Below are 25,600 nucleotides of genomic sequence, written 5' to 3'. Positions count from 1 at the left end.
GATGCCTCCACGTCAGTTGAGTATGCCCACCCGGCGCACTACACTTGCTCTCGATTCATCTCCCGGGGACGACAGGCTTCGACGTGGTCGGATCGTGGGGTTGGTCGCGAGTCGAGGGTCCAGGCGGCCTCGTAAAAAACCTGGAAAACAATAAGTGCGGACTCGCACAACTTTGATCTCGGCCTCGCTGCCTAACACCAGCAAGGTCTGAGTTTCATCTCGTCCAGCGTTTGCTCACGGCGCTGACACGGGATCAACCAGTGAGCTTGCTCAGTCGGGATGTGTTCCCTCCCGTCTGAGGACATTCAGGGGACTGGTCCTGAGGAACCCGGCCGGCGAGGCGACCCCAGGATGAGATCAGAGCGCCGGCTACGCTCGTAGACGCCTTCTCTTACGCGACTGCGGACGGGGGTTCAATTCCCCCCGTCTCCACCTCGACAGTGAGACGCTTCAGTTCCCACACCGGGCGCTGAGGCGTCTTTTGTCTTCCGGAGCCTGATCGGAAGCCCTATCGCGGCGGGCGGGTTCTCTCTGGCATCGTTGGCCGGCCGCCTGTGAGGGCGCTCAGGCCGCACTCGGCACACGGGACGCACAGCTGTGCGCGCCTCAGCGCAGGCCGGTGGCGGAGCAGATCGACAAAGCGTCGGATAGGCTCTCACCCTCACGGTCGTTCGGGAGGGAGGCCCCGGAATGTTCATTGCTCAGGGCAGAGAGCGGTTGCGGATACCCGTACGGTGGCGAGGCGCGCGGGGCCTGGCTGTCGTCCTCGCCGTGGTCGGCCTCGCCGTGTGCGCGGGCACCGCCACAGCGCGACCGGTGCGCGGAATGCCCCGGGATGTCCCCGCCGCGGCGACGGCGCCCGATCCGACCTACCCGGAGCCGACTCACAACGAGTGGCCGTTTCCCAACGCGTTCTCCCCCACCTCGGGGACCGGCCGGCTCGACGGGGGGGCCGAGCTGTGGACCGACTTCCTCTACGACGATTACGGAGCCTCTGGACCTGGGGGGTTCAACACGTCACCGTTTGCGCAGACGTCGACCCTCGCGCCCCGCCAGGGCGACTACTCCTTCCCGTCCGGTCCGGCCGACAACAACGGCGCAGACATCTTCCGGGCGGGCATCGGCATCCGGGGCGCCTACAGCTACTGGCGCGTCGACTGGGTGACGCTGGCCAGCCCGACCGTGCCGATCGCCGAATGGACCTTCGACACCGACAACAATCCGGCCACCGGTGGCTCCGCCTGGCCCGCGGACGCCGGGGTCAACTCCCCCGGAATCGACGAGGCCCTCGTCGTCTCCAGCCGCGGCGCGTGGCTCATCAATCCGAGCACCGGCGCCTCAACGAGCGTCACCACCCACGGTGGCCGACTGTTCGTCAACCCGACGGCCAAGAGCTTCATCGTCAAGATCCCCCTACGCCTGATGCCGGTGCGCGGGACGTGGCGGATCCGGCTCGCCGCAGGCCTGGCAAGCGCGAACGGACAGACATTCGCCGAGCCGGACGTCGCCGGCGTTCCGTCGGCGACCGCCGAACGGGTCTACAACGTCACCTTTCGTACCGTCAGCCAGGAGCCACCGGTCGACACGAGCGCCTCAAGCGACGCGGGGGCCAGCGCAGCGCAGGGTCTCCTCGCGAGCCTGCCGCTCAGCTCAGAACTCGGCCTCGACGGTCTGGCCCGAGCGATCACCGGGAACTTCTGGATGGAAGATGATCAGGCGAGCACCCTCGCGAGCCGGAACGTGTCGAAGTTCTCGCTGCTGTTGCCCTGGGCCCGGCTGCGGCGCCGCGTCAGGACCCCGATTCCCCAGCCGACCGGCTACAGCGTCCGCTGGTATGTCTCACGGTTCGCCGATCTCGGACACGGCCAGGTCATCGACGACGGCCCGGAGGGCAACCTCAAACCGACCCTGCTCGAGCCGCTGCAGCCCTACTCGATCTACGTTCCGACGGGATATCGGCCCGGCCACGCGGTCGGGCTCACGTTTCTGCTCCACTCACTGGAGGTCAATTACAACCAGTACGGCGCCCTCGACCCCGACCTGATCCAGCAGCTCTGCCAGGACCGTAACTCGATCTGCGTCACCACCGAGGGGCTCGGCCCGAGCGGCTGGTACTACGGGGGCGCGGAGACCGACTTCTGGCAGGTGTGGCGCCACGTCGCGGAGGCGTTCACGCTCAACCCGAACCGGACGGTGATCGCCGGCTACTCGATGGGCGGCTGGGCCGCCTACAAGCTTGCGCTCGAGCATCCCGACGACTTCGCCGGGGCGCTCGTCCTCGACGGCCCGGTCATCTGCGGGATCAACGTCCTTCCCGGCCTGGGTGTCCCCGCCGGCTCGGGGACCAACCCGGGGTGCGCAAAGGACTCCCAGTCGGCCCCGCTGCTGGCCAACGCGAAGTGGATTCCCTACGTGATTGACCAGACCTTCGGGGATGAACTCGTCCCCACCACCGGCGTGCTCGCCCAGGCGAACACGTTCGCCACCCTCGGTGAGCGCTACCAGCTGTTCGTCCACACCGGCGGTGACCACCTCATCTACGCCACCGAGGACCGCTTTGGTGACGCCGTCACCGCGCTCGGCAACCCGGTGCGCGCCGTCGACCCGGGCTCCTTCACCTACGACTGGTACCCCTCGCTTGACAGCACTCGTGACGGGATCGGTGCCACCGGGGACTACTGGGTCTCCGGGCTGGCGGCCCGGGAGCGTGCCTACGGGACGATCGCCTCCGTCATCGCCGACGACCAGGCGATCCCGGAGCCCGCGACCACTCCGGTCCGTGACGGCACGAGCCTTGTCACCGAACCGATCCCAGGCACCCACACCGGCCTGGTCTGGCGGCTCGGCGCGCGCTCCCGGGCCCGGCCCCAGCTGACCCTGGCTCTGCGTGACGTCGCGGCCCTCACCGTCGACATGGCGGAGGCCCGCCTGACCCGCGGAATCGTGCGCGTCACCAGCGACGGCCCGGCGCGTCTCACCCTCGCCGACCTTCCCGCGGGCGCGACGGTGCGTCTCATCTCTCCGCGAACGGGCCGGGTTGTGCCCCGCAGGGATCGGTGCACCGTGATCATCGGGACGGGAACGACGACGATCCGCATCCTCCCGCGAAGGCGCTGAGCCGGAACGGCCTGCTCAGCCGGGAGCCGGAGCGGCCACCGGGTCGCCGCGTCGCTCAGGTTCCGCTTATGCGTCGACGATAGGGTCAAGCAAGGGAGTGAACAGCTCGGTTCGCCGCTGAGGCGGGCGACACACAGCCGTCTGCCGCTTCAGAACCGCTCAATCCCGCGGAGTCGCGTTGTTGCTCAAACCCACGCCGGGTCTCGAGGCCTGTGCATCTGCCGTTCCCTCACCCACGGCCCTCCGCCGCAAGGTGAGCCTGAGCGTGCTCGGGGCCCTGATCGTCACCGGCATCCTCGGCGTCGTGCTCGCCGGCCGCCGCCATGAGTTCATCACGGCGATCACCAGCGCGCCGCTCAGCGTTCTCGGCATCGCGCTCGTCCTCCAGCTCGTCGCCCTGCTCGCCCGAGCGGAGGCGTGGCTGATCTCTCTGCACGCGGCCGGCGGGACCGTCAGCCGGCGTCTGCTCTTCCGTGCCGCCGGAGCCGGTGCGCTCGTCGGCGTCGTCAACGGTTCCCTCGGGATGGCCGCCCGGATCGCCTCGCTGCGTCGGGCTGCCCCGGAGGACGCACCCCGCGTGCCGTGCCTGCTCGCCGCCGAGGTGCCGATCATCACGGTCGAGATCGTGCTGGCCGCGGTGTTCTCGTTCACGCTCGTCGCCCCGCTCGGTGTCGCCTGGTGGATCCCGATGATCGCCGTCGGCGTCATCACCGCCGGCGTCCTCGCCCTGCGACGGCTCTCGCACGCCAAGCAGACCGGGCTGTGGGCCGGGTTGGCGGTGATGCGACACCGGTCCGGCGGCCGGCTGATCGCCTTCACGCTGCTTTCGGTCTGCGCCCAGGTCCTCCGCAACTGGCTGATGCTGCACGCGATCGGGGTGAACGTGTCGATCTTCGATGCGATGGCGCTGCTGATCGCGATGTTCACGCTCGGACAGCTGCCGATCGGACCGAGCACGGGACCGGCGGCCGCCGTACTGATCCTCGGGGCCCACGGGGTCGCCGCGAGCGCCGCCGCCGGCGTCCTCGTCGCCGCCACCGGCACGATCAGCGCGATCTGCTTCGCAACCTGGGCGCTCGGGGATCGGCTCGCCGCCGGCCGAGCGGACTCGATCTCTGACTCGGGGCGTGGCGTCGCCGGCCCCGAGCTTCTGCTTGGGGCGGTCGTTCAGCCTCAGCCGTCACCCTGACCCCTGGGTTCCCCGGCCCCACCGGCGCTGTCGGCGCCGAAGCACGCTCGACAGCCGTCGAGGCCGTCGATCTCGACCGGTACGGGGTCCTCGAGTGAGCTGAACCTCTCCCGGGAGAGCGTGTAGGTGAGCTCTCGCACAGGTTGGCCGCGCACGACCGGCCAGCGCTCGCCGGACCGTAGATAGCCAAACTTCGCCGAGACGCGTTGGGAGGCGACGTTGTGGTCCATCGCCGCCGTGTGGGCGCGCACCGCCCCCAGGCCCGAGAACGCCAGGCTGAGGACGGCGCTGCGCATCTCCGTACCCAAGCCGCGCCCCTGAAACGCCCGGCCCAGCCACGATCCGGTCGTGACGGTTCGGGTCTCGGCAAAGCGGGTGGCCTCCATGCCCTGGATGCCGATCAGCTCACCGCGGGCGAGCACCGCACATTCGAGGTTCCACGCCTCCGGTCGCCAGTCGCGGCGCAGGCCCTCGTGATAGGCGGTGAAGTCCTCGACGAAGGTCTCAGAGGGATCCGTCCAGGGAACGAGGAACGGCAGCCGGTCCGGATCGTGGATGCCGGCCCGGGCGAGGCGGCCGAGGGCGGCGAGCTCCTCCGGGGTCGGCCAGCGCAGCTCGAGCCGCGGCGTGCGCAGCCGGAGTCCGTAGAGCGGCTCCAGGTCCACGCGAAAGACATTAGGCGCTGTCCTCGGGCGAAGGCTGCCTGCGCCCGGTCGGTGGTTGAGCGCGCTGAGAGCCCCAAATCGTGCATCCGGGACCACCGCGAAGTGGAATTGCACGGTTTGGGTCGCCCCGCAGTGACGGCGGCCGCTTCTGGCCTGCCCCGGCCCCTCCCAGCCCGGCCGGCGGCCTTCCCTCGCCCGCGCTGCTTGAATCACCGCCCATGCCCTCCCCCGTCCGTCACCGCTCCCGCTCGCTGCCGGGCGCCCTGCCGACCGCCGCGCCCGGGGAGGTGCTGGTCTGGACCGACGGTGCCTGCCAGGGCAACCCCGGACCGGGAGGCTGGGCAGCGGTGATCTGCTGGGAGGACGGTGTCGTCGAGGAGCACAGCGGTGGCTCGCCGCACACGACGAACAACATCATGGAGATGACCGCGGCCCTGGAGGGCCTGCGGGCGCTTCCGCCGGGCTCGCGGGCCTGCGTCGTCACCGACTCGCGCTACCTGCACGACGGGATGACCTCCTGGATGACCGGCTGGAAGGCGAAGCAGTGGCGGACCGCGTCGGGCTCGCCGGTCAAGAACCGGGAGCTCTGGCAGGCACTCGAGGCCGCCACCCACACCCACGAGCAGGTCCGCTGGCACTGGGTGAGGGGCCACATCGGCCACCCGCTCAACGAGCGCGCCGACGCGCTCGCGGTCGCCGCCGTCGAGGCCGCCCGCGCCGTCTGACCGGTCCGCGTCGGCCCGCCTCCCCGCCGCAGGCGCTCAGCCCTCGAGCCCCTCGGAGAGCGTGAGCCAGCGCTCCTCGAGCGCCTCCCGTTCGGCGACGGCCGCCTGCAGGGTCGCGGTAAGCGCCGTGAGGGTGACATGGTCGGCGGAGGCGGCCGCCATCTCGTTCTGCAGCTCGCTCTCCCGCGCCCCGGCCCGCTCGAGATCCCGCTCGAGACGGGCGAGCTCCTTGCGGGTCTCCCGCGCCCGCCCGCCCGCCCCGGGGGCGGCGACCGCCACGCCGGCACCGGACCCGCTCGACACGGGTCCACCGGCGGTCAGCTCCGCAAGGTACTGCTCGACCCCACCGGGAAGGTGACGGATTCCGCCGCCGGGCGCCAGCGCGAACACGTCATCACACACCCGCTCGATGAAGTAGCGGTCGTGGCTGACGATGATCAGCGTGCCCGGCCAGCCGTCGAGCAGGTCCTCGAGCGCGGTGAGGGTGTCGATGTCAAGGTCGTTCGTCGGCTCGTCGAGGATGAGGACGTTCGGCTCCTCCATCAGCAGCGACATCAGGGCGAGCCGGCGGCGCTCCCCGCCGGAGAGATCGGCGACGCGGGTGCGCAGCCGCTCCCCGCGGAAGCCGAAACGCTCGAGCAGCTTGCCGACGCTGATCTGCTCCCCGCCGGCGAGCGTGGCGACACCCCGGACGGATTGCGCGGCCTCCCGCACGGTGACGGTCCCTGGCAGCTCCGCGGTGTGCTGGGAGAGCATCGCCAGTCGGACGGTCTCCCCCCGCCGGATCCGCCCGGCAAGCGGGGCGCGGACCCCGGCGAGCAGCTCGAGCAGCGTTGTCTTGCCGCTCCCATTCACCCCGACGAGGGCGACCCGGTCCCCGGGGCCGATCCGCCATGTGAGGTCGTGCATCAACCGCACGACGTCGGCGTGGCCGAAGCTGACCTGCTCCGCCTCCAGGGCGGTCTTGCCAAGCCGCGAGTGCGCGAAGGCGAGCAGCTCAACCCGGTTGCGGGCCGGGGGCTCGTCGGCGATCAGCGCGTTGGCCGCCTCGATCCGGAACTTCGGTTTGCTCGTCCGGGCGGGAGGGCCCCGGCGCAGCCAGGCGAGCTCCTTGCGGATCAGCTGCTGACGCCTGGCCTCAACGCTCGCACCCTGACGGGCCCGCTCGGCGCGGGCGAGGACGTAGGCGCTGTAGCCGCCCTCATAGCGGTGGACGCGGGTGTCGGCGACCTCCCAGGTGCCGGTCACCACCGCGTCGAGAAACCAGCGGTCGTGGGTGACGATCACCATCGCCCCGGAGCGGCGGCGCAGGTGGGCGGCGAGCCAGGCGATCGCTTCGACGTCAAGGTGGTTGGTCGGCTCGTCGAGCAGGAGCAGCTCGGGCTTGGTCAGCAGGAGCGCGGCGAGGGCGATCCGACGACGCTCCCCGCCCGACAGCGTCTCCGTCCGGGTGGCCCGCCCGGCCGGCAGGCGGGTGAACTCCACGCCCCCGAGCAGCCCGCTGAGCACGTCCCGGAAGTCGGCGTCGGCGGCCCACTCGTGCTCGGCGCGGTCGCCGACGACCGCTGCCTCCACACTCACGTGGCGGTCCAGGTCGTCGCCCTGGCGGAGGGTTCCGACACTGAGTGATCCACGCTGGACGACCTGGCCGGTGTCGGGTTCGAGCTCGCCGGCGAGGAGCCCGAGCAGGGTCGACTTGCCCTGTCCGTTCTCCCCGACGATCCCGATCCGGTCCCCGGCGGCGATGCCGAGGGTGACGTCTTCCAGCACGGTGCGGGCGGCGAACCCCTTCCCGACCCGGGAGAGGTTGACGAGGTTGTGCGCGGCCGCCATTCCCCTAAGGGTGACGCACCGCCGGGCTGGCCGCCCCGCCGAGGCGACCCGCCCGCGTTCCGCGGAACACCCTCAACGCCAGGTTGAGAGTTCTGCCGCGGCAGGTCGTCCTGGTGTGGATGTGGGAATTCCGGGGTCGAGTCCATGGTCGGTCGGCGGACGCGCAGAGGCAGGCCGCGCTGTCGATGGCCGCAGTAGCACTCGACGACGATGATGAAGTCCGACCGGGGTGACAACCGGGGTGATCGATGCCGTCTCGCTGCACGGGGCGGTCATGTTGACGTTTCCACAGCCCCGTCCCCGCCGAGTCAGCGTCAGCCCTTGAGAGTGGACGAGCTCGAAGTTGCCGCCGAGCACCTGGCCGAAGGCGATCGTGGCCGACAGGCCCCGGCGGTCCCGCAGGTCCACGCCGGCCGAAGACGGTCGGCCGCTCAGCACGGTCACGCGCCGAGCGATGACGAGCGCGCCTGAGCGCGTGTTGGGAGTCGGGTCGGAGCGGGTCAGTCGGCGACGGTGAACGGGGTTCCGGTGAAGTCGCCGGCGAGGAAGGCGGGCAGGTGGTCGGTGAGCTCGGCGGGCGTGAGCCGGTCCCCAGCCGCGACGACGGCGTGCAGGTCCGCCGGCGACAGCCAGCGACAGTCGGAGAAGTCGTCGATCTCGACGGCCTCCATCCCCGCAAAGACCGGATCGAAGGTCAGAACACGGGCAAACCACCAGCGCTCCCGGGCGTCCCAGACCTGCCCGCGCCAGTGGAAGATGAAGCGGCGGTGAAACACCTCGGGCCCGAGGCTCAGCTCCGCCAGGCCGGTCTCCTCGCGGGCCTCGCGCACGAGCGCCGCCTCCGCGCTCTCCCCCGGCTCGATCTGCCCGCCGACCGGGAACCAGAAGGCGGGACCGTCCGCGGGCGGGCGGCTGCGAAAGAGCAGCACCCGGTCGGCCGGATCGACGAGCAACACGCGTGCGGCGGGCCGGACGGGGAGCGCTTCACCGCCGCCAGGACCGGGGGCGCGCGGATCAGCGGCGGACACGGGCCCACCTTAGCGACCCGGTGGCGAGGTGAGGTGCCCCGCCCCCGCGGCCGCGTTCACGCGGCGCACGGGGCGGGAATGCCTGCTGAGGCTAGTGGCGCCCGCGCCGCCGCCCCGCTCCGCGCCGCTTCCGGTGCCGTTTCGGGTGGCGTTTGGGGTGGTGGCTGCCATGCCGGGGCCGGATTCGTCGGTCGGCCCGGTGCAGTACCCGGAAGATCTGCCGGGGCCGGGCACAGCCGTTGTAGCTGATCTGGTGGGAGATCACCTCACCGTCGTCCAGGTAGGCGACGTAGCGGACCGTGAACCGCTTCCGGTGCGGGGCGAGCAGCGACAGGGCGAAGATCTGCTTGGCGTGCACGGTCCGGATCCGCCGGCCGTCGAGGTAGATGATCGCGCGGCGTTCGAGGACCGGGAACGCCGGGTGCTGGACATAGGTGAGCCGCCGGCGAGGCCGACAGGCCGGATGGGCCGGGGGCCTGACGACGATCGTCGTGGTCGGGCTCGGGGTCGTCACCGTGACCGTGGAGGTCCCCGAGCCGCCCGGGTTGGGGGACGAAATGGCACAGTGCGCGTTCGTCCCGGTGGCCGTCGCCGTCTTGGCCCCCGAGACGACGTGGAGGCACACCGGGATGAACATCGGATCGCCGGTGCCCGGGGCGTTGGGCGCCCCCAGCGCGTCCGCGGTGGTCGCCCCCGTCTCGATGCTCGGTGCGCCCGCGCCGGTGCTGGCGGGCCCGTAGGCGGCGTCCCCCTGGGCGGTCTGTGAGTCGACGACGAGGAAGGCCTGATAGACGCCGGGCGTCGAGGGGACGCTGAGGTCGATCGGCGTGTCCCCGTTGCCCGAGCCGGTGTCCGTCGGTGAGGCCGGCGGTGCCGTGGCGGGGGTCCCGGCGACGGTTCCGGCCGCGAGGTAGGGGCTCGACAGGGTCATCCACGACGCCGTCGGAGTGGCCGCCGGATCCTCTGATCCGTCCTGGTTGGCCACCCCGAGGCTGTAGGCGTACCCACAGACCCCCGACCGGTCTGACAGGACGAGGTCGAAGCTCGCCGCCGCGCCGGGGGCGGCCGTCACCTGGATCGGCGCGTCGCTCACGCCGGCCCCGTTGATCCCCCACTGCATCGTCGGGGTGCCGGTGCCGTTGCCGAGCACGGTGGAGGCGGGAACCGTCACGGTGGCGGCGGGATCGGCGAGGTCGACGATCTGGACGAGCCCGCCGTAGGTGCCCTGGTTCATCCGCGGGTACCCGCCGAGGGCGTTCCCGTTGGCGGTCGAGGCGAACGGGACGCTCGCGCTGGCGCCGGAACCAAGACTCCCGTTCGTCGGCACGAGCGGCTGGGACGGGGTGGTCTGGTTCGGGGTGGTCTGGGTCGACCCGTTGGCGTCCAGGAGGTCCGTGGAGAGCCACGCGCCCGTGTCGGCGACGTAGTCGACGAGGTAGTGCAGCTGGCTGCCGCCCGCCCCCGTATTGGTGATCGTCACGTGGTTGAGGGAGGAGGCGGGCGTGTTGTAGGTCGTCGTTCCGCCGTCTCCAGTGACGGAGTTGACGTCGTTGAGCAGCTCGTCGCCCCAGTAGGTCGAGCCACAGCTCGCCGTCGTCGGCGCGCCGGTGTCGGTCACCGCCGGCTCCGAGAAATCCAGGGCGGCGGGCGTGACCTTCATCCGAGCGGGCGGAGTGACCGTGTAGGTGACCGTGAGGGTGGCCGGAGCCGCCCCGGCGGCGGTCGCGGCCGCGTCGGTGATCGTGATCGTGGCCGTGTACGTCCCCGGGGCGAGACCGGCCGGATCGACGTACCAGCGCAGCGACCCCGGCGAGCTGCCGCTCGGGGCCACCTTCAGCCACGCCGCGTCAGAGCTCGCGCTGTCGCTCGCGCCGGCACCACCGCCGGTGACGGCGACCGGCGCCGTCGTGACCGGACCGGGCTGGGACGGGTTCTGTGGGTCGGAGGTGTAGCCGTACATGTGCTCGGTGTCCGGGGTGACATCGAGCGTGGCCGCGTTCTTGATCAGGTCGGCCCCGAGGTTCGTCGCCTCGATCGACCCGAGCCCGGTGGCCATGTTGTAGTCCTTACCGGCCGCATAGAGCTCCTGCGGGTTACATGCGGGTGCCGTGCAGCCGCCGTACTGGTCGGAGTTCGAACCCGTCGTGATGTTGAAGAAGTCGTTGGCGTACTCGGTCGGGTTGGCTGCCACCTGGTACAGGCTCGGGTTGAGAAAACCGAGCCCCCCGCTCAGGCCGTCGGCCTCAGCCTCCTGGTCCCAGAGGAGGGCCGCGGAGGCGGCCAGGGGCGTGGCAAGGCTCGTGCCGCCGACCGGCTCCCAGCCGCCCGCCCCGGCCGGCGGGGACGGGAGCGGCTGGCCGCTGAGCACGCTCAGCAGGCCGCAGTTCGGGGTCGCACAGTAGATCGAGTAGCCGACCGAACCGACGTCCCCCTCGGTGGAGAAGTCCGGTGGCGACGGGGATCCGCTCACGGCGCCGCCGGCGTCCTCATCGGCGTTGAGGGCGATGTCGGGCACCATCCGGCAGTACTGGACGCCACCGACGACGACGTTGGAGTTGCAGTTGCCTCCCAGCCCGGCGGGCTTGTCCCCCGTCGCCGCCAGGTAGTTGCGCTGCCAGGAGGGCATCGACCAGATGCTCGACTGCCCGCCCCCCCCGGCACCGTTGTCGTTCCAGGGCAGCTCGTGGTGGATCCCCGAGTTGGGAACCGTCGACTCCTGGCTGAGATCGGTGCCGCCGACCCCGGTCACCCACGGCTGGGAGGCCTCCGCCTCCACGCTGATGCTCGAGGCGATCGGGTTCGGGTAGCCGCGACAGTCCACGGCACCCGAGTCACCGGCGGCGTCGAAGATCTGCTGGCCCTGCGCGGCCGCCTCCTCGGTGATGTCGCCCAGCAGCGCCGAGTAGGCGGCGGAGTTGAACTGCTCGCAGTTACCCCACGAGGAGGAGATGACCGGCGCGAGGTCGTCGGTGACAAAGGCGTTGTAGAGATCGAGCTCGGCGTCCCCCTCATCGGTCGGGGTGCCCAGCCCGCCGTCCGCGGGCGCTTCGTAGACGTAGAGGTGGGCCAGCTTGGGGAGCATCTCGAGGACGGTCGTGATGTCGGCCATGTCCTCGATCTCTCCCGCGGCGGGCGGGCCGCCGACCCCGCCGTCGACGAGGCGACGCGTCACGGGAGTGGAGAGTCCATAGCAGGATTCGACCTCACTCACGTTCGAGTCGTGGAAGTCGTCGAACTCGACGAGGGCCATACTCATCCCCTCGCCGTGGTAACCGGCGCTGTAGAGGCCGTTGAGGTTGTAGCCGGCCGCGAGCTGCGGAGCGGTGTACCCGCCCCCGGCGACCGCGGAGGCGCACGGGGTGGCGCCACCACCCACCCCGACCGGGGTCGCCGCCTGACCGACCGGGACGGCCGGGCTGCCGGGCAGCGAGACCCCGCCGACCCGGCTTCGGATCCGGGTCTGCGCGAGGGTGCGGACCCGCGCGAGGGTGCGGGCCCGCGCGAGCGCGGCCGTTTGCGCGGCGGCGTAGCGGCGCCGCTGGGCCGGGCTGAGATGGACGACCGCGAGGTTCGGCTGCGGAGCGTCGGCGTTGCTGAGCCCGATCACCCCGGTCACCAGGGACGCGAGCGAGGCCGGGACGGTGAGGTCGCGCGTGTTCGCGAAGAACCTCGTCAACCCGAGCAGGCCGAGCGGGTGGGCGGCAGCGAAGGCGTCGATCGGGCTGTGAAAGACGGCCGAGAGCCGGCTGACCGGAGCGGTGACGGAGACGTAGAGCCGGTTGGCGGGGGCGGCGGCACCGCCGAGCCCGAGGCGCGCCAGGGCGCGGGTGACGGCATCGACCTCGGCGACCGGCGCGCCGAACCGGGCGGTGAAGGCGGCAGGTGCCAGAAAGTGGTGGTAGTCCGGGCTGTGGCTGTCGTACTCGGAGCTGACGAAACGGGTCAAGGCGGCCTGGTTGGGCAGGAGCAGGGGGAGGATCACCTTCAGCCGGGTGGTCGCCGGGAGGGCTCCGAGTGAGTGGGCGGACCGAATGAGCGCGGTCGGTGCGCTGGCGAGGACGACCCGGGCCCGTCCGAGCGTGGGGCCGTTGAGCAGCCCACCCGGACTGACGGTGGCGAGTCCAGGCCGGCCACCAAGCGCCGTCAGGGCGTCTGCGCGCCGGGCCGACGGCGCCGCCAGGGCGATCTGAGCCCCGATGATGATCACCGCCGCGATGACACCGGAGATGAAGCCCTTCTGCAATCTCGCCACGACATACCCCTTGCTGGTTCGAGCCCCCACCTGAGAACGACACAACGCCCCACAGAACACGAGCGCGCTGGAAAAGTCGCGCTCGGATCGTCTGTCACCGTATGGCGATGGAGATCACCGAGGTCCGCCACGCCCGCCGTGACCCGACGCTCGTCGTCCTCGAGGGGTTCCACCCGATCAAGCACGCGCTCCGCTTCGGCGGCCATCTGCTCGGAGCCTGGACCGCCGACGCCGAGGAGATCGCCGCGCTCGAGTCCGCCCTCGCCCCCGACATCCACATCCCCGTCGAGGTCGTCGACCGGGCGACGCTGACGGCGGCAACGCCGCGGGGGCAGGTGATCGCCGTCGCCCGGCGCCCCCGCCAGGCCCCGCCGAGCGTGCTGCTCGCCGGCCCCGCGCACCTGATCGGCCTGGAGAACCCCGCCCACCTCGGCAACCTCGGGGCGGTCATCCGGGTCGCGGCCGCCGCCGGCGCCGGCGGGGTGCTCAGCACCGGCCGCCATGACCCGTGGCATCCCGACGCGCTGCGCGGCAGCGCCGGCCTGCACTTCGCCGTGCCCGTGCACCGCATCGACAGCCTCCTCTCGCCCACCGAGCCCGCCGGATCGTCGACCCCGCCGCCTCGGGCGCGTGTCGCCCTCGACCCCGACGGGACGCCGCTTGACCCCGACACCTTCCCGGAGCGCGCGCTGCTCGTCTTCGGGACCGAGCGTGGCGGCCTCAGCGACGAGCTGCTCGCCGCCGCCACCCATCGCGTCGCCCTGCCGATGGCGCCCGGCGTCTCCTCGATGAACCTCGCCACCGCGGTCGCGGCGACCCTCTACGCGCTCCGCCTCAGCGGCCGACGTCCCGCAGCTCCCGAGCGACGTCCCGGGCCATGTCACGGGACTTGATCGAATCGCGCTTGTCCCACAGGTCCTTGCCGCGGGCGATCGCCACCTCCACCTTCGCCCGCGAACGGACCTCCCCGGAGAAGTAGAGCCGGGTCGGGACGACGGTGAGACCCCTCTCGCGGGTCGCGGCGACGATCTTCTCGATCTCAGCCCTGTGCAGCAGCAGCTTGCGGTCATGCTCGGGGACGTGGTTCTCCCGGCTCGCCGCCGGGTAGGGGGCGATGTAGGCGCCGACGAGCCACGCCTCCCCGTCCCGGATCGTCACGTAGGCGTCCTTGAGCTGGGCCTGACCGTCACGCAGGGACTTCACCTCCGTCCCGGACAGGACGATCCCCGCCTCAAAGCGCTCGAGCAGGTTGTAGCGGAAGCTCGCCTGGCGGTTCGTCGCGACGTCACCGGCGGACGCCTTGCGTTTACGGGTCTTGGCCATCAGGTCTCTGATGCTAGGACGAGATCGACCCGTCCCCGCGGCGCGTCGATGCCGTTGACGGTGACGGCGATCGGATCCCCGATCGCGAGGGACCCGCCACGCTCACCGATCAGCGCCGTTCCCGCCTCATTGAGCTCATACCAGTCTCCGGACAGCACCCGCACCGGCAGCATCCCCTCAAAGGCGAGGTCGGGACCGAAGGCGACGAATGCGCCCGCGCCGATCACCCCGACGATCTCCCCGGCGAAGGTGGCGGCGGGGGTGGCTGACGGGCTCACCCCCGCCGGCGGTCCGCCCCCCACTTCGCGGAGATGCCGCGCCAGCAGGAACGCGCGGGCGACGTCGTCGGCGTCCCGCTCGATCACCATCGCCGCCCGTTCACTGGCCGAGCAGATCGGACCGGCGGCGGCGACGAAGCTCGCCTCCGGGGCCGCCTCCCGGGCGCCGGTGAGCGACAGCAGCGCCCGGTGGCAGATGAGGTCGGGGTACCGGCGGATCGGGGAGGTGAAGTGACAGTAGGAAGCGAGCGCGAGACCGGAGTGGCCGCGGTTGGCATCGGAGTAGACGGCCTGCTTGAGCGAGCGCAGCACGATCCGGTTGAGGCCGAGCGCGCCGCGCCCGTCCCGGCGGGCGACCCAGTCGGCGACGAGCGCGGACGCCTCCGCGGCGATCTCGCCGGCCTGCTGGGGGGCGAGCGGCCCGCGTGGTACCGGCGGGGTCGGGACCGCGAGGGACGCGAGCTGGTCGAGCATCCGCTCGACCGCCATCGGCTCGGGACGTTCGTGGATCCGATAGAGGGCGGGCACCCGGGCGGCCTCCAGGCGGGTGGCGACCTGGGCGTTGGCGGCGATCATCAGCGTCTCGATCAGGCGGTGGGACTCGGTCTGGGGCTCACGATCGATCGCGCGCACCTGACCGTCGCCGTCAAAGCGCACGACCGGCTCGGCGGACTCGATGACGATCCCCGGCCGGGGCGCCCCGGCCCCGAGGGCGGCGGCGCAGGCGCGGGCGGCCGCGAGCCCCTCCCCCCACCCGGCCGGCCCGAGCGTCCCCGCGGCGAACAGCCCGTCGACCTCCGCGTAGGTGAGCCGGCGGTCCGAACGGATCAGGCTCGGGTAGAAGGCGGCGGAGCGGACCCGTCCGCCGCGGACGGTCATCTCGACGGTGACAGCCCGACGATCCTGCTCGGGCACGAGCGAGCAGACGCCGTTGGAGAGCTCGACCGGCAGCATCGGCTCGACCGCCCCGGGCACGTACACGCTCGTCCCCCGACGGTAGGCCTCACGGTCGACGGGAGAGCGGGGGGTGACGTAGGAGGAGACGTCTGCGATGTGCACCCAGACCCGCCAGCCGCCGTCCTCGGACACGCAGGAGATCGCGTCATCGAAGTCCCGGGCGGTGTCGGGGTCGATCGTGAAGGTCGCCAGGTCACGCAGATCCCGACGGCCGGGCAGCCCGTCGTCGACGGGGGCCTCGGCAGCGTGGCGAGCCGCGCGGGCGACCGCGGGCTCAAAGCCGCGGCTGAGGCCGCGGTCGAGCATCAGCGCCTCGATCACCGCCGCGGCGCCGTCGGCCCGACCGATCCGGCGGACGACCTGAGCACGGGCACCCCCGCCCTTGCCCCGCCCGCGGGCGGGCTGGCCAGGGCGGATGAGGACGAGGTCACCCTCCCCGTAGCGGGAGTCGCGGTTGAGCGCCTGGCGCGAGCCTGGCCCGAAGAACGGCTCGGCGACGAGGAACTTGCCGCGTCGCTGAACGACCGCGACGCGTCCGCCGCTGCTGCCGAGCCCCAAGCCGGCAGCAGCGCCACCGGGCCAGTTAGTGGAGCTCACCCGCGAGGACGCTTTCGGCCTTCTTCAGCGCCGCCGGCCCGGGGTTGTCCGGGTTGTCGTACACGTACACGTTCGGCTTGATCCCGGGGCCGCGGACGAGGTCCTTGCCGGAGGCCACCCCGCGGCCGCCGAGGTTCTGCCCGTCGCGGGTGAAGAACTCGCCGACGGTGATGTCGAGGATCCCCCCGCCGGTGACCGTCTGGGACTCCTGGAAGACGCCCTTGCCGTAGGTGCGGGTGCCGACGACCTTGGCCCGGCCGCTCTCCTGCAGGGCGGAGGTGACGATCTCCGCCGAGGAGGCGGTGCCGCGGTTGACGATCACGACCATCGGGATCGTCGGGGCGACCGCGTCCCCAAGCGCGGTGTACACGGTCGTCGGTTGGTTGCGGCCGCGGGTCGAGACGATCGTCCCGTCCTTGATGAACAGGGAGGCGACGGCAACCGCCTGGTTGAGCAGGCCGCCGGGGTTGTCGCGCAGGTCGAGGATGAGACCCTGGGCGCCCGCGTGGAGCATCTTCGTCACCTGGGCGCGCAACTGGTTGGCCGACCCCTGGGTGAACTGCGCGAAGACGAGGTAGCCGAGCTTCTTGTGGTGGTAGTGCAGCAGCGTCGATGACGCGACGGGCTCGGTGATCTGCTCGCGGGTGACGGTGATCGTCCGGCGGTGTGACCCGGTCTGGAGGGTGATCGTCACCTTCGTGCCCGAGCGGCCGCGGATCAGGTTCGAGGCGCGGGTGACGCTGAGACCCTGCAGGGTCCGGCCGTCGACGGCGACGATCACCTCCCCCTGCTGGACCTTCGCCTCCGCCGCGGGTCCGCCGGGAAACACCTGGTCGACGTAGAGCCCCTTCTTGACCGCTGAGACCGTCACCCCGATCCCGGACACCTGCGGGTTGGTCTCCTGCTGGAACTGCTGCTGCTGGGCAGGGGGGAAGTAGTGGCTGTAGGGGTCATTGAGGCTCGCAACCGCACCCTCGAGACTCTTGTTGACGAGCGCCTCGGCGTTGACGGGCCGGTAGTAGTTCTTCTCGATCAGGCCGAGCACGCTGGCGAACTGGTGGTCGGGACCGGTCTGGTTGGTGAACGCCGACCGCAGCCACCCCGGCATCCACCCGCTGTGTCCGCCGAGGAACACGCCGAGCAGGAGCACGAGCACGGCCAGGAGGGCGGCTGAGACCCGGCCCGTCCGCGGCCGTCGAGGTGGCGAGTTCATCGTCAGGGAGAGTAGCCGGGCGGCCGCCCCGGCCGACGCTTCAGACCCGCAGGAAGCGGCGCAGCGACAGCCCTGACCCGAGCGCGGAGACGCCGATCCCGGCTCCGATCAGGATGACGACGAGCCACAGGAATGGGATCGTCTGGGGGGCGTGCAGCAGCGACCAGTTGCCCGCAAGCGGGTCAAGCAGCGCGACCTTCATCACCCCGAGGATGATCAGGGCGATCAGCGAGCCGATCGCGCCGACGAGCACCCCCTCGATCACGAATGGCCAGCGGATGAACCAGTCGGTCGCGCCGACGAGCTTCATCACCTCCACCTCCCGGCGTCGGGCGTACAGGGACAGGCGAATCGTGTTGCCGACGAGCAGCACGGAGGCGAGGATGAGCAGGACCGCGAGCAGGGCGGCGGTGATCGTCACGAGTTTGGTCACCTCGAGCACCTTCTTGGTGTCGGAGGTGTGGTTGGAGACGTTCTGGATCGCCGGGTCCAGCAGCTTGCCGTGATGGCCGAGGATCGCCGACCGGATCGCGAGGGCGTTGGCCGGGTTGGCGGGGATGACGTGGAAGGTGTCGGGCAGCGGGTTGGAGGAGAGCAGCGCGTAGGCGGCCGGGTCGGACTTGGACTCCTGGGCAAAGGCCTGCGCCTTGGACTCGAAGACGACGCGCTTGACCCCGGAGATCCCGAGGAGTTCGCCGCGAACGCGGTTCTCCTCCGCGCGCGTCGCGCTCGTCTTCATGTAGACGTCGACCTCGACCTGGTTGCGGACCCCGTTGGCCGACCCCTGGGTTGCCTGGACGATCGGGATGAACACGCCGACGACGACCATCGTCACGGCGATCGCGGCAAGCGCCGCAAAGGACGGGGCGGCGTTGCGGCGCATCGCGCGAAACGCCTCCTTGAGGAAGAAACCGAGCTTCATCGCCGTGACCTCCTACAGGCTCTCGGGGGCCTGGGGCGGGTTCCGCAGCCGCTGGGCGAACTCGCGTGTCGATTCGTCGCGGACATACAGGCCGGTCGCCTCGTCGCGGACGATCCGGCCACCGGACAGTTCGAGCACGCGCCGGCGCATCCGGTTGACCATCGCGTGGTCGTGGCTGGCCACGAGCACGGTCGTGCCGGTCCGGTTGATCCGGTAGAGCAGGCGCATGATGTCGATGCTCGTGTCCGGGTCGAGGTTGCCCGTCGGCTCGTCGGCGAGCAGGAGCGGCGGATGGTTGACGAACGCGCGGGCGATCGAGACGCGCTGCTGTTCCCCACCGGAGAGCTGGTCGGGGTAGTTGTGCAGCTTCAACGACAGGCCGGTGAGCCGAAGGATGTCGGGCACCTTGGCACGGATCTCCCGGCGCGAGTGGCCGGTCACCTGCAGCGCGTAGGCGACGTTGTCATAGACGGTGCGGTTGGGCAGGAGCTTGAAGTCCTGGAAGACCATGCCGATGTTGCGCCGGTAGTAGGGCACCTTGGCGCGGGAGATCTCAGACAGGTCACGGCCGGCGACCGAGATCGTCCCGGACGTCGGTTCGAGTTCCTTGATCAGGGTGCGCATCACCGTCGACTTGCCCGATCCGGTCGACCCGATCAGGAACACGAACTCGCCTCGTTCGACGCTGAAGGTCGCCTGGTCAAGGCCCTTGTCCCCGGACGGGTAGCGCAGCGAGACGGAGCGGAACTCGACGACGGTGCGGCCACCGCCGGGCCGGGCGGAGGGGCCGGGCGCGGCGAGGCGCTCGGAGCGGATGCTCGCCCGGGCGTTGCTCTGGCCCGGACCGGAGGCGGGAAGACGTCGGCGGGTTCCGGAGTTCTGGCGTGAGTTCGGCATAAGCTGGCGCCCAGCGTACCGGGCCGAACCTTTGCGCCAGCCAAATTGTCGGGGACTGCAACGCAACTTTCAGGCCGCTCGCTACCGTTGGCCGGCGTGTCGACGATCACCTCCACCCCGCTTGCCAACGGCCTCGTCCTGCACCGTCTCCCCCGGCCGGGCACCCAGTCGGTGACCGTTCTCGTCGCCTTTGACGCGGGGGCGCGCACGGAGGCGCGCGAGGAGAACGGGATGGCCCACTTTCTCGAGCATCTCGTGTTCAAGGGCGGGGAGAAGTTCGGGGACTACCGGGCGGTCAATGAGGCGGCCGAGCACGCCGGCGCGGTGCTGAACGCCTACACCTCCCACGACCTCGTCGCCTTCCACATCACCGCGCGCGCGACCAAGCTTGTGGAGGCGGCCGACCTGCTCAGCGACTTCGTCGCCCGCCCGCGCATCGACCCGGCCGAGCTCGAAAAGGAGCGCGGCGTGGTCATCCAGGAGATCGCCCGCTACGCCGACCAGCCCGCGTCGGTTGCCGAGCACCTCGTCGACGCCGCCGTGTTCGGCGACCATCCGCTCGGACGGCCGGTGCTCGGCCCCGCCGAGCATCTCCGTGACACCTTCACGCGGGAGGGCATCCTCGCCTTCCGGGCGCGCCGCTGGGTGCCGAGCGCCGGGGCTGCCTTCATCGTCGGCGATCCCGCCGTCGTCGGCGGCCCGGAGGCGGACGCAGCCGCCGCGTTCTTCGAGCGGTTCGAGGCCGGGGCGACCCCGCCGCCCGTGCCGCCCGCCCCGGCCTTCGCCGCGACCGTCCAGGTGTCCGAACGCGACTCGGCCCAGTCGCACCTGCGGATGTCCTACCGGCCGAGCATCGACGTCCGTGACCCCCGCCAGCGGGCGGCGCTGACGATCTACGCGACGCTGCTCGGCGGGTCGATGGGCTCTCGCCTCTTTGACGAGATCCGGGAGCAGCGCGGGCTCGCCTACTCGGTCGGCGCCTACCCGCACGCCCACGCCGACGTTCCCGTGCTGCAGCTGTCCGCAGGCCTCCAGTCCGACAAGGCGACGGAGGCGTTCACGCGAATGCGGGAGGTCGTCAGCGACCTGCGCGAGCACGGCCCACGGCCCGAGGAGGTCGAGCGCGCGCGCAACTTCGCGGCCGGCGCGCGGGCGATCGCCTTTGAGAACACGAACGCGATCGCTCGCAACGCCGCCGCCCAGGTGATCGTCTTCTCCGAGAGCGCCGATCCGGACGCCGTCATCGCCCGGCTGGACGCGGTGACCGTCGAGGAGGTGCGAGAGGTCGCTGCCGGGATCGCCGATGAGCTCGTCGTCGCCTGCGTCGGCCCCCACCGCGCCGATGACTTTCCGCTCGACTGACCCGGCGGCCGCGCCGCCCCAGACCAGGGCGGCGCGCCCGCGGCAGGGGCCGGCGCTTCGACGGAGGCGGCCGGGCGGGCGCGCGCCTGTGCTCGGGTGGGCGATCGGGCTCCTGCTGCTCGGTCTCGGCGGCTGTGGCGGTAGCGGGCCTCTGCGCGCGTCGCGGCGGGCCGGGACGCCCGTCCCACGAGCGGCCGCCCTGAGCCCGGCACGGGCCCCGACCCTCGATCCCCCGGCGCCCCCCGGTCCCGGACTCACACGCCTGCGGGCCCGCTTGACCGCCGCTGCCCGGGGCCTCGGCCCCCACGTCGGGCTCGTCGTCGAGGACCTCACCGCCCACCGGCTCCTGATCGACACCGGCGGCGGGGTCGGCCGTCCGCCCGCGTCGGTGGAGAAGCTCTACACCTCCGCCGCACTGCTGTGGCTGCTTGGCCCCGACACCGAGATCCCGACGACGCTGTATGGCCGCGGCTCGCTCGGGTCCGGCGGGGTCTGGCATGGCAACCTGTACCTGCAGGGCAACGGGGACCCGACCATCGGCGACGGCGGCTGGAACGCGGCGTACGCGGACGGACTCGGCCCGACCTCCACCGAGCTGCTCGCCGACCTGCGTGCCGACGGGATCCGACGGGTCGACGGCCTGATCTACGCCGACGCCTCCCACTTTGATGGCGCGCTCGGCGGCCCGCTCACCCACAACGGTCCGGATGTCGGCGACTACGGAGGGGAGTTGAGCGCGCTCGTCTTCGACCACGGCCTCACCGTCGGGCGGCTCGGGCCGGCGGCCACCGCCGTGCATGAGGTCGCCCTCGCCGCCCGCCAGGCCGGGCTGCGCCTCGTCGCCTCCCCCCATCTCGCCGTCACCCCCGCGGGCGCGCGGCGGCTCGCCGTGCTGCACTCCCCGCCGCTTGCCCGGATGCTCCCGCTGATGGACGTCCCCTCCGACGACCTCTACGCCGACCTGCTGGCCAAGTACCTCGGCTACCGCTTCTACGGGGAGGGCACCCTGCCGCTCGGCGCGCTCGCGATTCGGCGTGCGATCGCGACCCACTACGGACTGGACCCGACCGTCTTCGACGGCTCGGGGCTCGACCCGGCCGACCGCACGACCCCGGCCCAGGTGACGATCCTGCTTGCCGAGATGCTCGACACGCCCGTCGGACAGACCGTGCGCGGGGCCCTCCCGGTGCTCGGCGTCGACGGGACGGTCGCCGGGATCGGCCTGGACACCCCTGCCGCCCACCACTGCGAGGCCAAGACCGGGACGCTCACCGACGTCACCAACCTCGCCGGCTACTGCGCGACCCGCGGCGGCCATCTGCTCGCCTTCAGCTTCTTCGTCGACGGCCCCTCCAACGCGCAGGCGGTCGCGGCGCTGACGCCGATGGCGGGGGCGGTCGCCGGCTACTGAGCCGGTTCGGCACCGGGCCGCCCGGGCCGGCTCAGGCGGCGATCAGTGCCACCGTCGCTGCGGTGTCGGCGCCGGAGAGCACGCCGAGCTCGGTGAGCAGCGCGACGACGACGGCCGGGTCGAAGTGGCTGCCCGCGCAGCGGCGCAGCTCCTCCACGGCGGCGTCGAGGCTCATCGTCGCCCGGTAGGGGCGGTCTGAGCGCATCGCGTGGAAGGCGTCGCAGACGGCGATGATCCGTGACTCGATCGGAATCTGCTCGCCGCGCAGCCCGTCGGGGTAGCCGCCGCCGTCCCAGCGTTCGTGGGAGTTGCGCACGACCCGGCCGACCCCGGAGAGGGTGCCGCCGACCTGGCGGAGCATCTCCTCGCCGTGGAGCGTGTGCTGGCGCATCACCGCCCATTCGGCGTCGTCGAGCGGCCCGGCCTTGTGGAGGATCTCGCGGGGGACGGCGATCTTGCCGACGTCATGGAGGAGCGCGCCGAACTCGACCCGCTGGCGGGTGGCGGCGTCGACGCCGAGGCGGTCGGCGAGCGTGACGCTGAGGTCGACGACCGCCCGCGAGTGGACGCCCGTGTAGCTGTCGTCGGCCTCGATCACGTCCCCGAGCAGCCGGGCGGTGCCGCGGTAGGCGGTGGAGAGGGCGAGGATCCCGTCCATGCGTTCGCGCCGCTCGCGGGCGAACAGTCCGAGCAGGCCGATCACCGGCAGTTCGAGCAGCAGCACGCCGGGCTGGTGCACGGTGACGGCAGCGAGCTGCAGGCCCCCACAGGAGAGCGCGGCGTCGGTGAGGTAGAGCCACAGCATCTCCGTCTGGGCGGCCGGGAGGATCCGCTCCGCCCACCAGGTGCGGGCGAGCCCAACGGCGAGGTCGACACCGACCTGGGCGCAGAAGGCGAGCAGGTACACCGGCCATTCCGACCAGGCGAAGCGCTGGGCGGAGAACAGCGCGAGCACGGCGACAGGGGCGAGGATGTAGGTGTTGTCGGCGATTCGGGCGGCGACGCGCGCCGCGCGGCTCACCCCGCTCGCGGGCGGGATCAGGCTCGGCGCGAGGTCGACGAGCATCAGCGTCGCGGTGATCAACGGGACCGCACCGAGGGGGAGCAGGAACAGCATCGGGATGGTGATCAGCTGCGCCGGCCAGGTGTGGCCGGCGGCAACCGGGAACTCGGCTCGGCGGGCGGTGAGGAAGACGACGCAGACCGCCCCGAGCACGGGCCAGGAGAGCGCCCGGCCGGGCGGGACGATCAGCGCGGCCGTCACCGCGCCGGCGAGGAACAGGGCGGCGGCGGCGAGCTCGGTGAGCAGCGTCGCCCGGGGCACCCCGGCCGGAGCGAAGCGCTCCTGCGCGGTGCGCAGGAGCGCCTGGGCCCCCGGGTCACTGTAGGAGTCGTAGCTCACGGACACAATCGGGGAGAGGGGCGACGGTCACCCACGGGCAGGTCAGCCCCCGCCACCACTGCGCATGAAGGGATCGACGTAGAAGTCGTCGATCTGCCAGTTGCCGCCCTGCCCCTGGGGGGTGAAGGTGAAGGTCACCGCGGTCGGGTTGCCGGGCACGATGGTGAGGTCACTGAAGAGGATCGGCAGGATGCTCGTGGGGTTCCACGTCCCGGAGGCGGCGACGTCACCGACCGCTACGGTGACGGGTCCGAGGCTTGTCTGCGCGGTCGCGGTCACCTGCAGCGTCGAGCTCGCGGAGCCACTGTTCTCGGCGAAGAAGCGGATCGTCGGCGCGTCGATGGCGATGCAGACCGCGGGGCTCGTGGCGGAGCTGCCGTCCGGGAGGGCGAGCGACTCGGTACTCACCGGCGCCCCGGCGAGGCTGTAACCGTCCCCACCGGCGACGGCGGTGGCGCCGCCGCTGAGGCTCCAGCCGGCTCCGCCGGTGGCGAAGTTGCCGTTCGGGGCGAGGAAGTACTCGGCCAGGTCGCCCCAGGGCAGGAAGGCCTGGACGTCCTGGGTGGCCGGGCAGCTCTGGGCGGTGGTGGTCAGCAGCGCGGCGTGCGCGCTGCCGGTGGCGGCAAGCGCCGCCGCGGCGGTAAGAAGTCCGGCCGGAGCCAGACGGAGTCGTCGCAGCACTTTGCTCTCTCTCTCGGTGTATTGCCGGTCCTTCTTGCTATCGGGTCCGCAGAGCCCCCGCTCAATCCACCGTGCGTCGGTTCCGGGAGGACTCAGAGGTCAAACAAACGTCCAGAAGCGCGGCGGGGCGGCTCGCCTCGGCGCCGGGCGGTCTTCCGCTGAGTCGCCGCGCCCGCCGAAGGTTCGCTGCGGCGCGGCGACTCAGCTACGACCCTGACGCCGCCGGCTCCCTGACGACGGTCGGATCCACCGGCTCGGTCTCCGCGATGCCGCTGTCTGCGGGCACCGCCACCTCCTCGGCTGCGGCGACCGGCTGGGGCAGACGCGCGGAGTAGATCGAGCGCGGGTCGAGACCGCGGGCGACGATCACCGCGCCGGCGACGGCGATGAGGATCGGCACGAGCGAAGCACTGATCGAGTTGGTCAGCTCAACCGCGAAAACGATCCCGGCGATCGGCGCCTGCATCCCGGCGGCGAGCATCGCCGCCGCTCCGATCATGGCGAAGATCGGCGGCGCGGTCCCCGGCCACAGCAGCATCCAGGCGTGTCCGAGACAGGCGCCGAGGGCGGCGCCGGTCGACAGCGTCGGGGTGAACAGCCCGCCGCCGGGGCCGCTGCGCAGCGCAAGTCCGGTTACGAGCGGCTTGAGCAGTCCGAGCATGAGCAGGCCCCCGACGGTGCCGCCGCCGAGCAGGGCGAACTCGGCCAGGTCCCGCCCGTTGCCAAGCAGCAGCGGGTAGGCGAAGGAGAGCAGGCCGAGGATCCCGAAGGCGACGACGGGAAGCCCGATGAGCGCCGGACCGCCGGTCGGCCGATGGTCGTTGGCCCAACCGATCAGGCGCACGAAGGCAGCGGTGGCGAGCCCGAGCAGTGGCCCGGCGAGGGCGGCGAAGACGATGCTCGAGGCGCTCGGGGTGGCCGGCAGACTGACCTGGTAGACGGAGTGGGTCGGCAGGGTGATCCAGCCGACGAGGGTGGCGATGCTCGCGCACATCACGGCCGGGACGACCGTCGTCAGGGTGATCGAGCCAAGGTAGAGCTCGGTCGCGAACAGGGCGCCGGCGAGCGGAACGTTGTAGACCGCGCCGACCCCGGCGCCCGCCCCGCAGGCGATCAGCAGCCGCCGCTGCTCGGCGGGCAGGCTGAGGTGGCGGCTGAAGTAGGAGCCGAAGGCGGCCCCGAAATGCTGGGGGGCGGCCTCACGACCAAGGGAGCCGCCGAGACCGATGAACGTCTCCTGCAGCACACCGGTGGCGAAGGTGCGAGGGACGTTCATATTGTCGGTGCCCGTCCACACCGATCGGGTCGGCTCCCCACCGGTGCCCCCGAGAACGCGGCGCAGGAACCAGTAGCCGACTCCGGCGACGAGACCGCCGATGAGCAGAACGATCAAGCGGCGCAGGTCGCTGTGGGCCGCCGCCGCGCTCGAGTAGGTGCCGTGGTGATAGGAGAAGGCGAGGTGCTGGATCGTGCGCAGCACCGCCATCATCACGATCGCACCGACGCCGGCGGCGACTCCGGTGAGACCGGTCGCAAGCCAGAAACGGTGGTCGTACTCGGTCACCGAGTGGACGAAGTTCGCCTGCACCCGGGCGCGCGCGTGGTGCTCGGGTGCGACCCGCAGGGCACCGGCCCGGAGCGAGCGGGGACGCTTGGACGGCTGCGGTGGCGTCTGGTCCATCGGGTTCATGTTGCGCAACCGTTACGTATAGATCAAGGTGATCTTCTGCATGTTCGAGATAGGATCC

Annotated in this window: 18 protein-coding genes and 1 other RNA gene; 7 read left to right on the top strand and 12 right to left on the bottom strand. The window is 71.6% G+C overall.

All coding sequences use genetic code 11. The annotated features are described in order from the left end of the window. Window positions 1–64 precede the first annotated feature (64 nt). From ssrA to M3M55_RS10775, 3 genes are all read left to right on the top strand, one after another. Window positions 65–435: a transfer-messenger RNA gene (ssrA, locus tag M3M55_RS10785) on the top strand. A gap of 390 nt (window positions 436–825) precedes the next feature. Further along, window positions 826–3,117 carry a prolyl oligopeptidase family serine peptidase gene (locus M3M55_RS10780; RefSeq protein WP_249009510.1) on the top strand — a complete coding sequence of 764 codons (2,292 nt, stop codon included), beginning with the start codon at window positions 826–828 and terminating at the stop codon, window positions 3,115–3,117. Between the two features lie 253 nt (window positions 3,118–3,370). Beyond that, entirely contained in the window at window positions 3,371–4,306 is a 936-nt protein-coding gene (locus M3M55_RS10775) for a hypothetical protein (RefSeq protein WP_249009509.1), read from the top strand. On the opposite strand, the gene M3M55_RS10770 is transcribed toward M3M55_RS10775, so the two are convergent. Continuing rightward, complete coding sequence (locus M3M55_RS10770; protein WP_249009508.1) at window positions 4,291–4,971, bottom strand: GNAT family N-acetyltransferase; 681 nt, start codon at window positions 4,969–4,971, stop codon at window positions 4,291–4,293. The two genes, M3M55_RS10775 and M3M55_RS10770, sit on opposite strands and share 16 nt — an antisense overlap. Before the next feature lie 218 nt (window positions 4,972–5,189). Between M3M55_RS10770 and rnhA the strand changes: the two genes are divergently transcribed. Then, window positions 5,190–5,696, top strand: a complete 507-nt coding sequence (gene rnhA, locus M3M55_RS10765; protein WP_249009507.1) for a ribonuclease HI — start codon at window positions 5,190–5,192, stop codon at window positions 5,694–5,696. Window positions 5,697–5,732: 36 nt separating this feature from the next. Here the strand turns inward: rnhA and M3M55_RS10760 are convergent, their stop codons facing one another. The 3 genes from M3M55_RS10760 to M3M55_RS10750 all read right to left on the bottom strand — a co-directional run bounded on the left by M3M55_RS10760 (window position 5,733) and on the right by M3M55_RS10750 (window position 12,809). Beyond that, window positions 5,733–7,529 carry an ABC-F family ATP-binding cassette domain-containing protein gene (locus M3M55_RS10760; protein WP_249009506.1) on the bottom strand — a complete coding sequence of 599 codons (1,797 nt, stop codon included), beginning with the start codon at window positions 7,527–7,529 and terminating at the stop codon, window positions 5,733–5,735. Window positions 7,530–8,029: 500 nt separating this feature from the next. Continuing rightward, the gene (locus M3M55_RS10755; protein ID WP_249009505.1) at window positions 8,030–8,557 is read right to left on the bottom strand and encodes an NUDIX hydrolase; all 528 of its coding nucleotides are present in this window, start codon (window positions 8,555–8,557) and stop codon (window positions 8,030–8,032) included. A 91-nt stretch (window positions 8,558–8,648) separates the two neighbouring features. After that, window positions 8,649–12,809: a S53 family peptidase gene (locus M3M55_RS10750; protein ID WP_249009504.1), complete on the bottom strand. Its 4,161-nt coding sequence runs from the start codon at window positions 12,807–12,809 to the stop codon at window positions 8,649–8,651. A 107-nt stretch (window positions 12,810–12,916) separates the two neighbouring features. On the opposite strand from M3M55_RS10750, the gene M3M55_RS10745 reads away from it, so the two are divergent. Then, window positions 12,917–13,702, top strand: coding sequence for an RNA methyltransferase (locus M3M55_RS10745; RefSeq protein WP_249009503.1), 786 nt, complete (start codon window positions 12,917–12,919; stop codon window positions 13,700–13,702). Here the strand turns inward: M3M55_RS10745 and smpB are convergent. The 5 genes from smpB to ftsE are packed head-to-tail and all read right to left on the bottom strand — an operon-like array spanning window position 13,644 to window position 18,996. Then, entirely contained in the window at window positions 13,644–14,132 is a 489-nt protein-coding gene (gene smpB, locus M3M55_RS10740; protein ID WP_249009502.1) for an SsrA-binding protein SmpB, read from the bottom strand. The genes M3M55_RS10745 and smpB overlap by 59 nt on opposite strands. Further along, complete coding sequence (locus tag M3M55_RS10735) at window positions 14,132–15,964, bottom strand: RNB domain-containing ribonuclease (RefSeq protein ID WP_249009501.1); 1,833 nt, start codon at window positions 15,962–15,964, stop codon at window positions 14,132–14,134. Before M3M55_RS10735 ends, smpB begins: the two co-directional genes overlap by 1 nt. After that, complete coding sequence (locus M3M55_RS10730; RefSeq protein WP_249009500.1) at window positions 15,951–17,177, bottom strand: S41 family peptidase; 1,227 nt, start codon at window positions 17,175–17,177, stop codon at window positions 15,951–15,953. Before M3M55_RS10730 ends, M3M55_RS10735 begins: the two co-directional genes overlap by 14 nt. A gap of 40 nt (window positions 17,178–17,217) precedes the next feature. Continuing rightward, window positions 17,218–18,099 carry a permease-like cell division protein FtsX gene (gene ftsX / locus M3M55_RS10725; RefSeq protein ID WP_249009499.1) on the bottom strand — a complete coding sequence of 294 codons (882 nt, stop codon included), beginning with the start codon at window positions 18,097–18,099 and terminating at the stop codon, window positions 17,218–17,220. Window positions 18,100–18,111: 12 nt separating this feature from the next. Continuing rightward, the gene (gene ftsE, locus M3M55_RS10720) at window positions 18,112–18,996 is read right to left on the bottom strand and encodes a cell division ATP-binding protein FtsE (RefSeq protein WP_256469009.1); all 885 of its coding nucleotides are present in this window, start codon (window positions 18,994–18,996) and stop codon (window positions 18,112–18,114) included. A gap of 96 nt (window positions 18,997–19,092) precedes the next feature. Between ftsE and M3M55_RS10715 the strand changes: the two genes are divergently transcribed. Then, window positions 19,093–20,358 carry a pitrilysin family protein gene (locus tag M3M55_RS10715; RefSeq protein WP_249009498.1) on the top strand — a complete coding sequence of 422 codons (1,266 nt, stop codon included), beginning with the start codon at window positions 19,093–19,095 and terminating at the stop codon, window positions 20,356–20,358. Between the two features lie 274 nt (window positions 20,359–20,632). Beyond that, entirely contained in the window at window positions 20,633–21,769 is a 1,137-nt protein-coding gene (locus tag M3M55_RS10710; RefSeq protein ID WP_249009497.1) for a D-alanyl-D-alanine carboxypeptidase/D-alanyl-D-alanine-endopeptidase, read from the top strand. A 31-nt stretch (window positions 21,770–21,800) separates the two neighbouring features. On the opposite strand, the gene M3M55_RS10705 is transcribed toward M3M55_RS10710, so the two are convergent. The 3 genes from M3M55_RS10705 to M3M55_RS10695 all read right to left on the bottom strand — a co-directional run bounded on the left by M3M55_RS10705 (window position 21,801) and on the right by M3M55_RS10695 (window position 25,533). Further along, window positions 21,801–23,171: an HD-GYP domain-containing protein gene (locus M3M55_RS10705; protein ID WP_249009496.1), complete on the bottom strand. Its 1,371-nt coding sequence runs from the start codon at window positions 23,169–23,171 to the stop codon at window positions 21,801–21,803. Window positions 23,172–23,213: 42 nt separating this feature from the next. Beyond that, window positions 23,214–23,852: a hypothetical protein gene (locus M3M55_RS10700; RefSeq protein ID WP_249009495.1), complete on the bottom strand. Its 639-nt coding sequence runs from the start codon at window positions 23,850–23,852 to the stop codon at window positions 23,214–23,216. A gap of 205 nt (window positions 23,853–24,057) precedes the next feature. Beyond that, entirely contained in the window at window positions 24,058–25,533 is a 1,476-nt protein-coding gene (locus M3M55_RS10695) for a chloride channel protein (RefSeq protein WP_249009494.1), read from the bottom strand. Window positions 25,534–25,600 lie beyond the last annotated feature (67 nt).

Source organism: Conexibacter sp. DBS9H8, from assembly GCF_023330685.1.
Taxonomy (GTDB): Bacteria; Actinomycetota; Thermoleophilia; order Solirubrobacterales; family Solirubrobacteraceae; genus Palsa-465.
Note: the sequence above shows the minus strand (reverse complement) of the source record. Positions and strands in the feature narration are given on the sequence as shown.

Bases quoted from the DNA above. Each gene is read 5' to 3' on its own strand.
- M3M55_RS10780 (WP_249009510.1), top strand. From the start codon at position 826: ATGCCCCGGGATGTCCCCGCCGCGGCGACGGCGCCCGATCCGACCTAC.
- rnhA (WP_249009507.1), top strand. From the start codon at position 5,190: ATGCCCTCCCCCGTCCGTCACCGCTCCCGCTCGCTGCCGGGCGCCCTG.
- M3M55_RS10760 (WP_249009506.1), bottom strand. From the start codon at position 7,529: ATGGCGGCCGCGCACAACCTCGTCAACCTCTCCCGGGTCGGGAAGGGG.
- M3M55_RS10745 (WP_249009503.1), top strand. From the start codon at position 12,917: ATGGAGATCACCGAGGTCCGCCACGCCCGCCGTGACCCGACGCTCGTC.
- smpB (WP_249009502.1), bottom strand. From the start codon at position 14,132: ATGGCCAAGACCCGTAAACGCAAGGCGTCCGCCGGTGACGTCGCGACG.
- M3M55_RS10730 (WP_249009500.1), bottom strand. From the start codon at position 17,177: ATGAACTCGCCACCTCGACGGCCGCGGACGGGCCGGGTCTCAGCCGCC.
- ftsX (WP_249009499.1), bottom strand. From the start codon at position 18,099: ATGAAGCTCGGTTTCTTCCTCAAGGAGGCGTTTCGCGCGATGCGCCGC.
- ftsE (WP_256469009.1), bottom strand. From the start codon at position 18,996: ATGCCGAACTCACGCCAGAACTCCGGAACCCGCCGACGTCTTCCCGCC.
- M3M55_RS10695 (WP_249009494.1), bottom strand. From the start codon at position 25,533: ATGGACCAGACGCCACCGCAGCCGTCCAAGCGTCCCCGCTCGCTCCGG.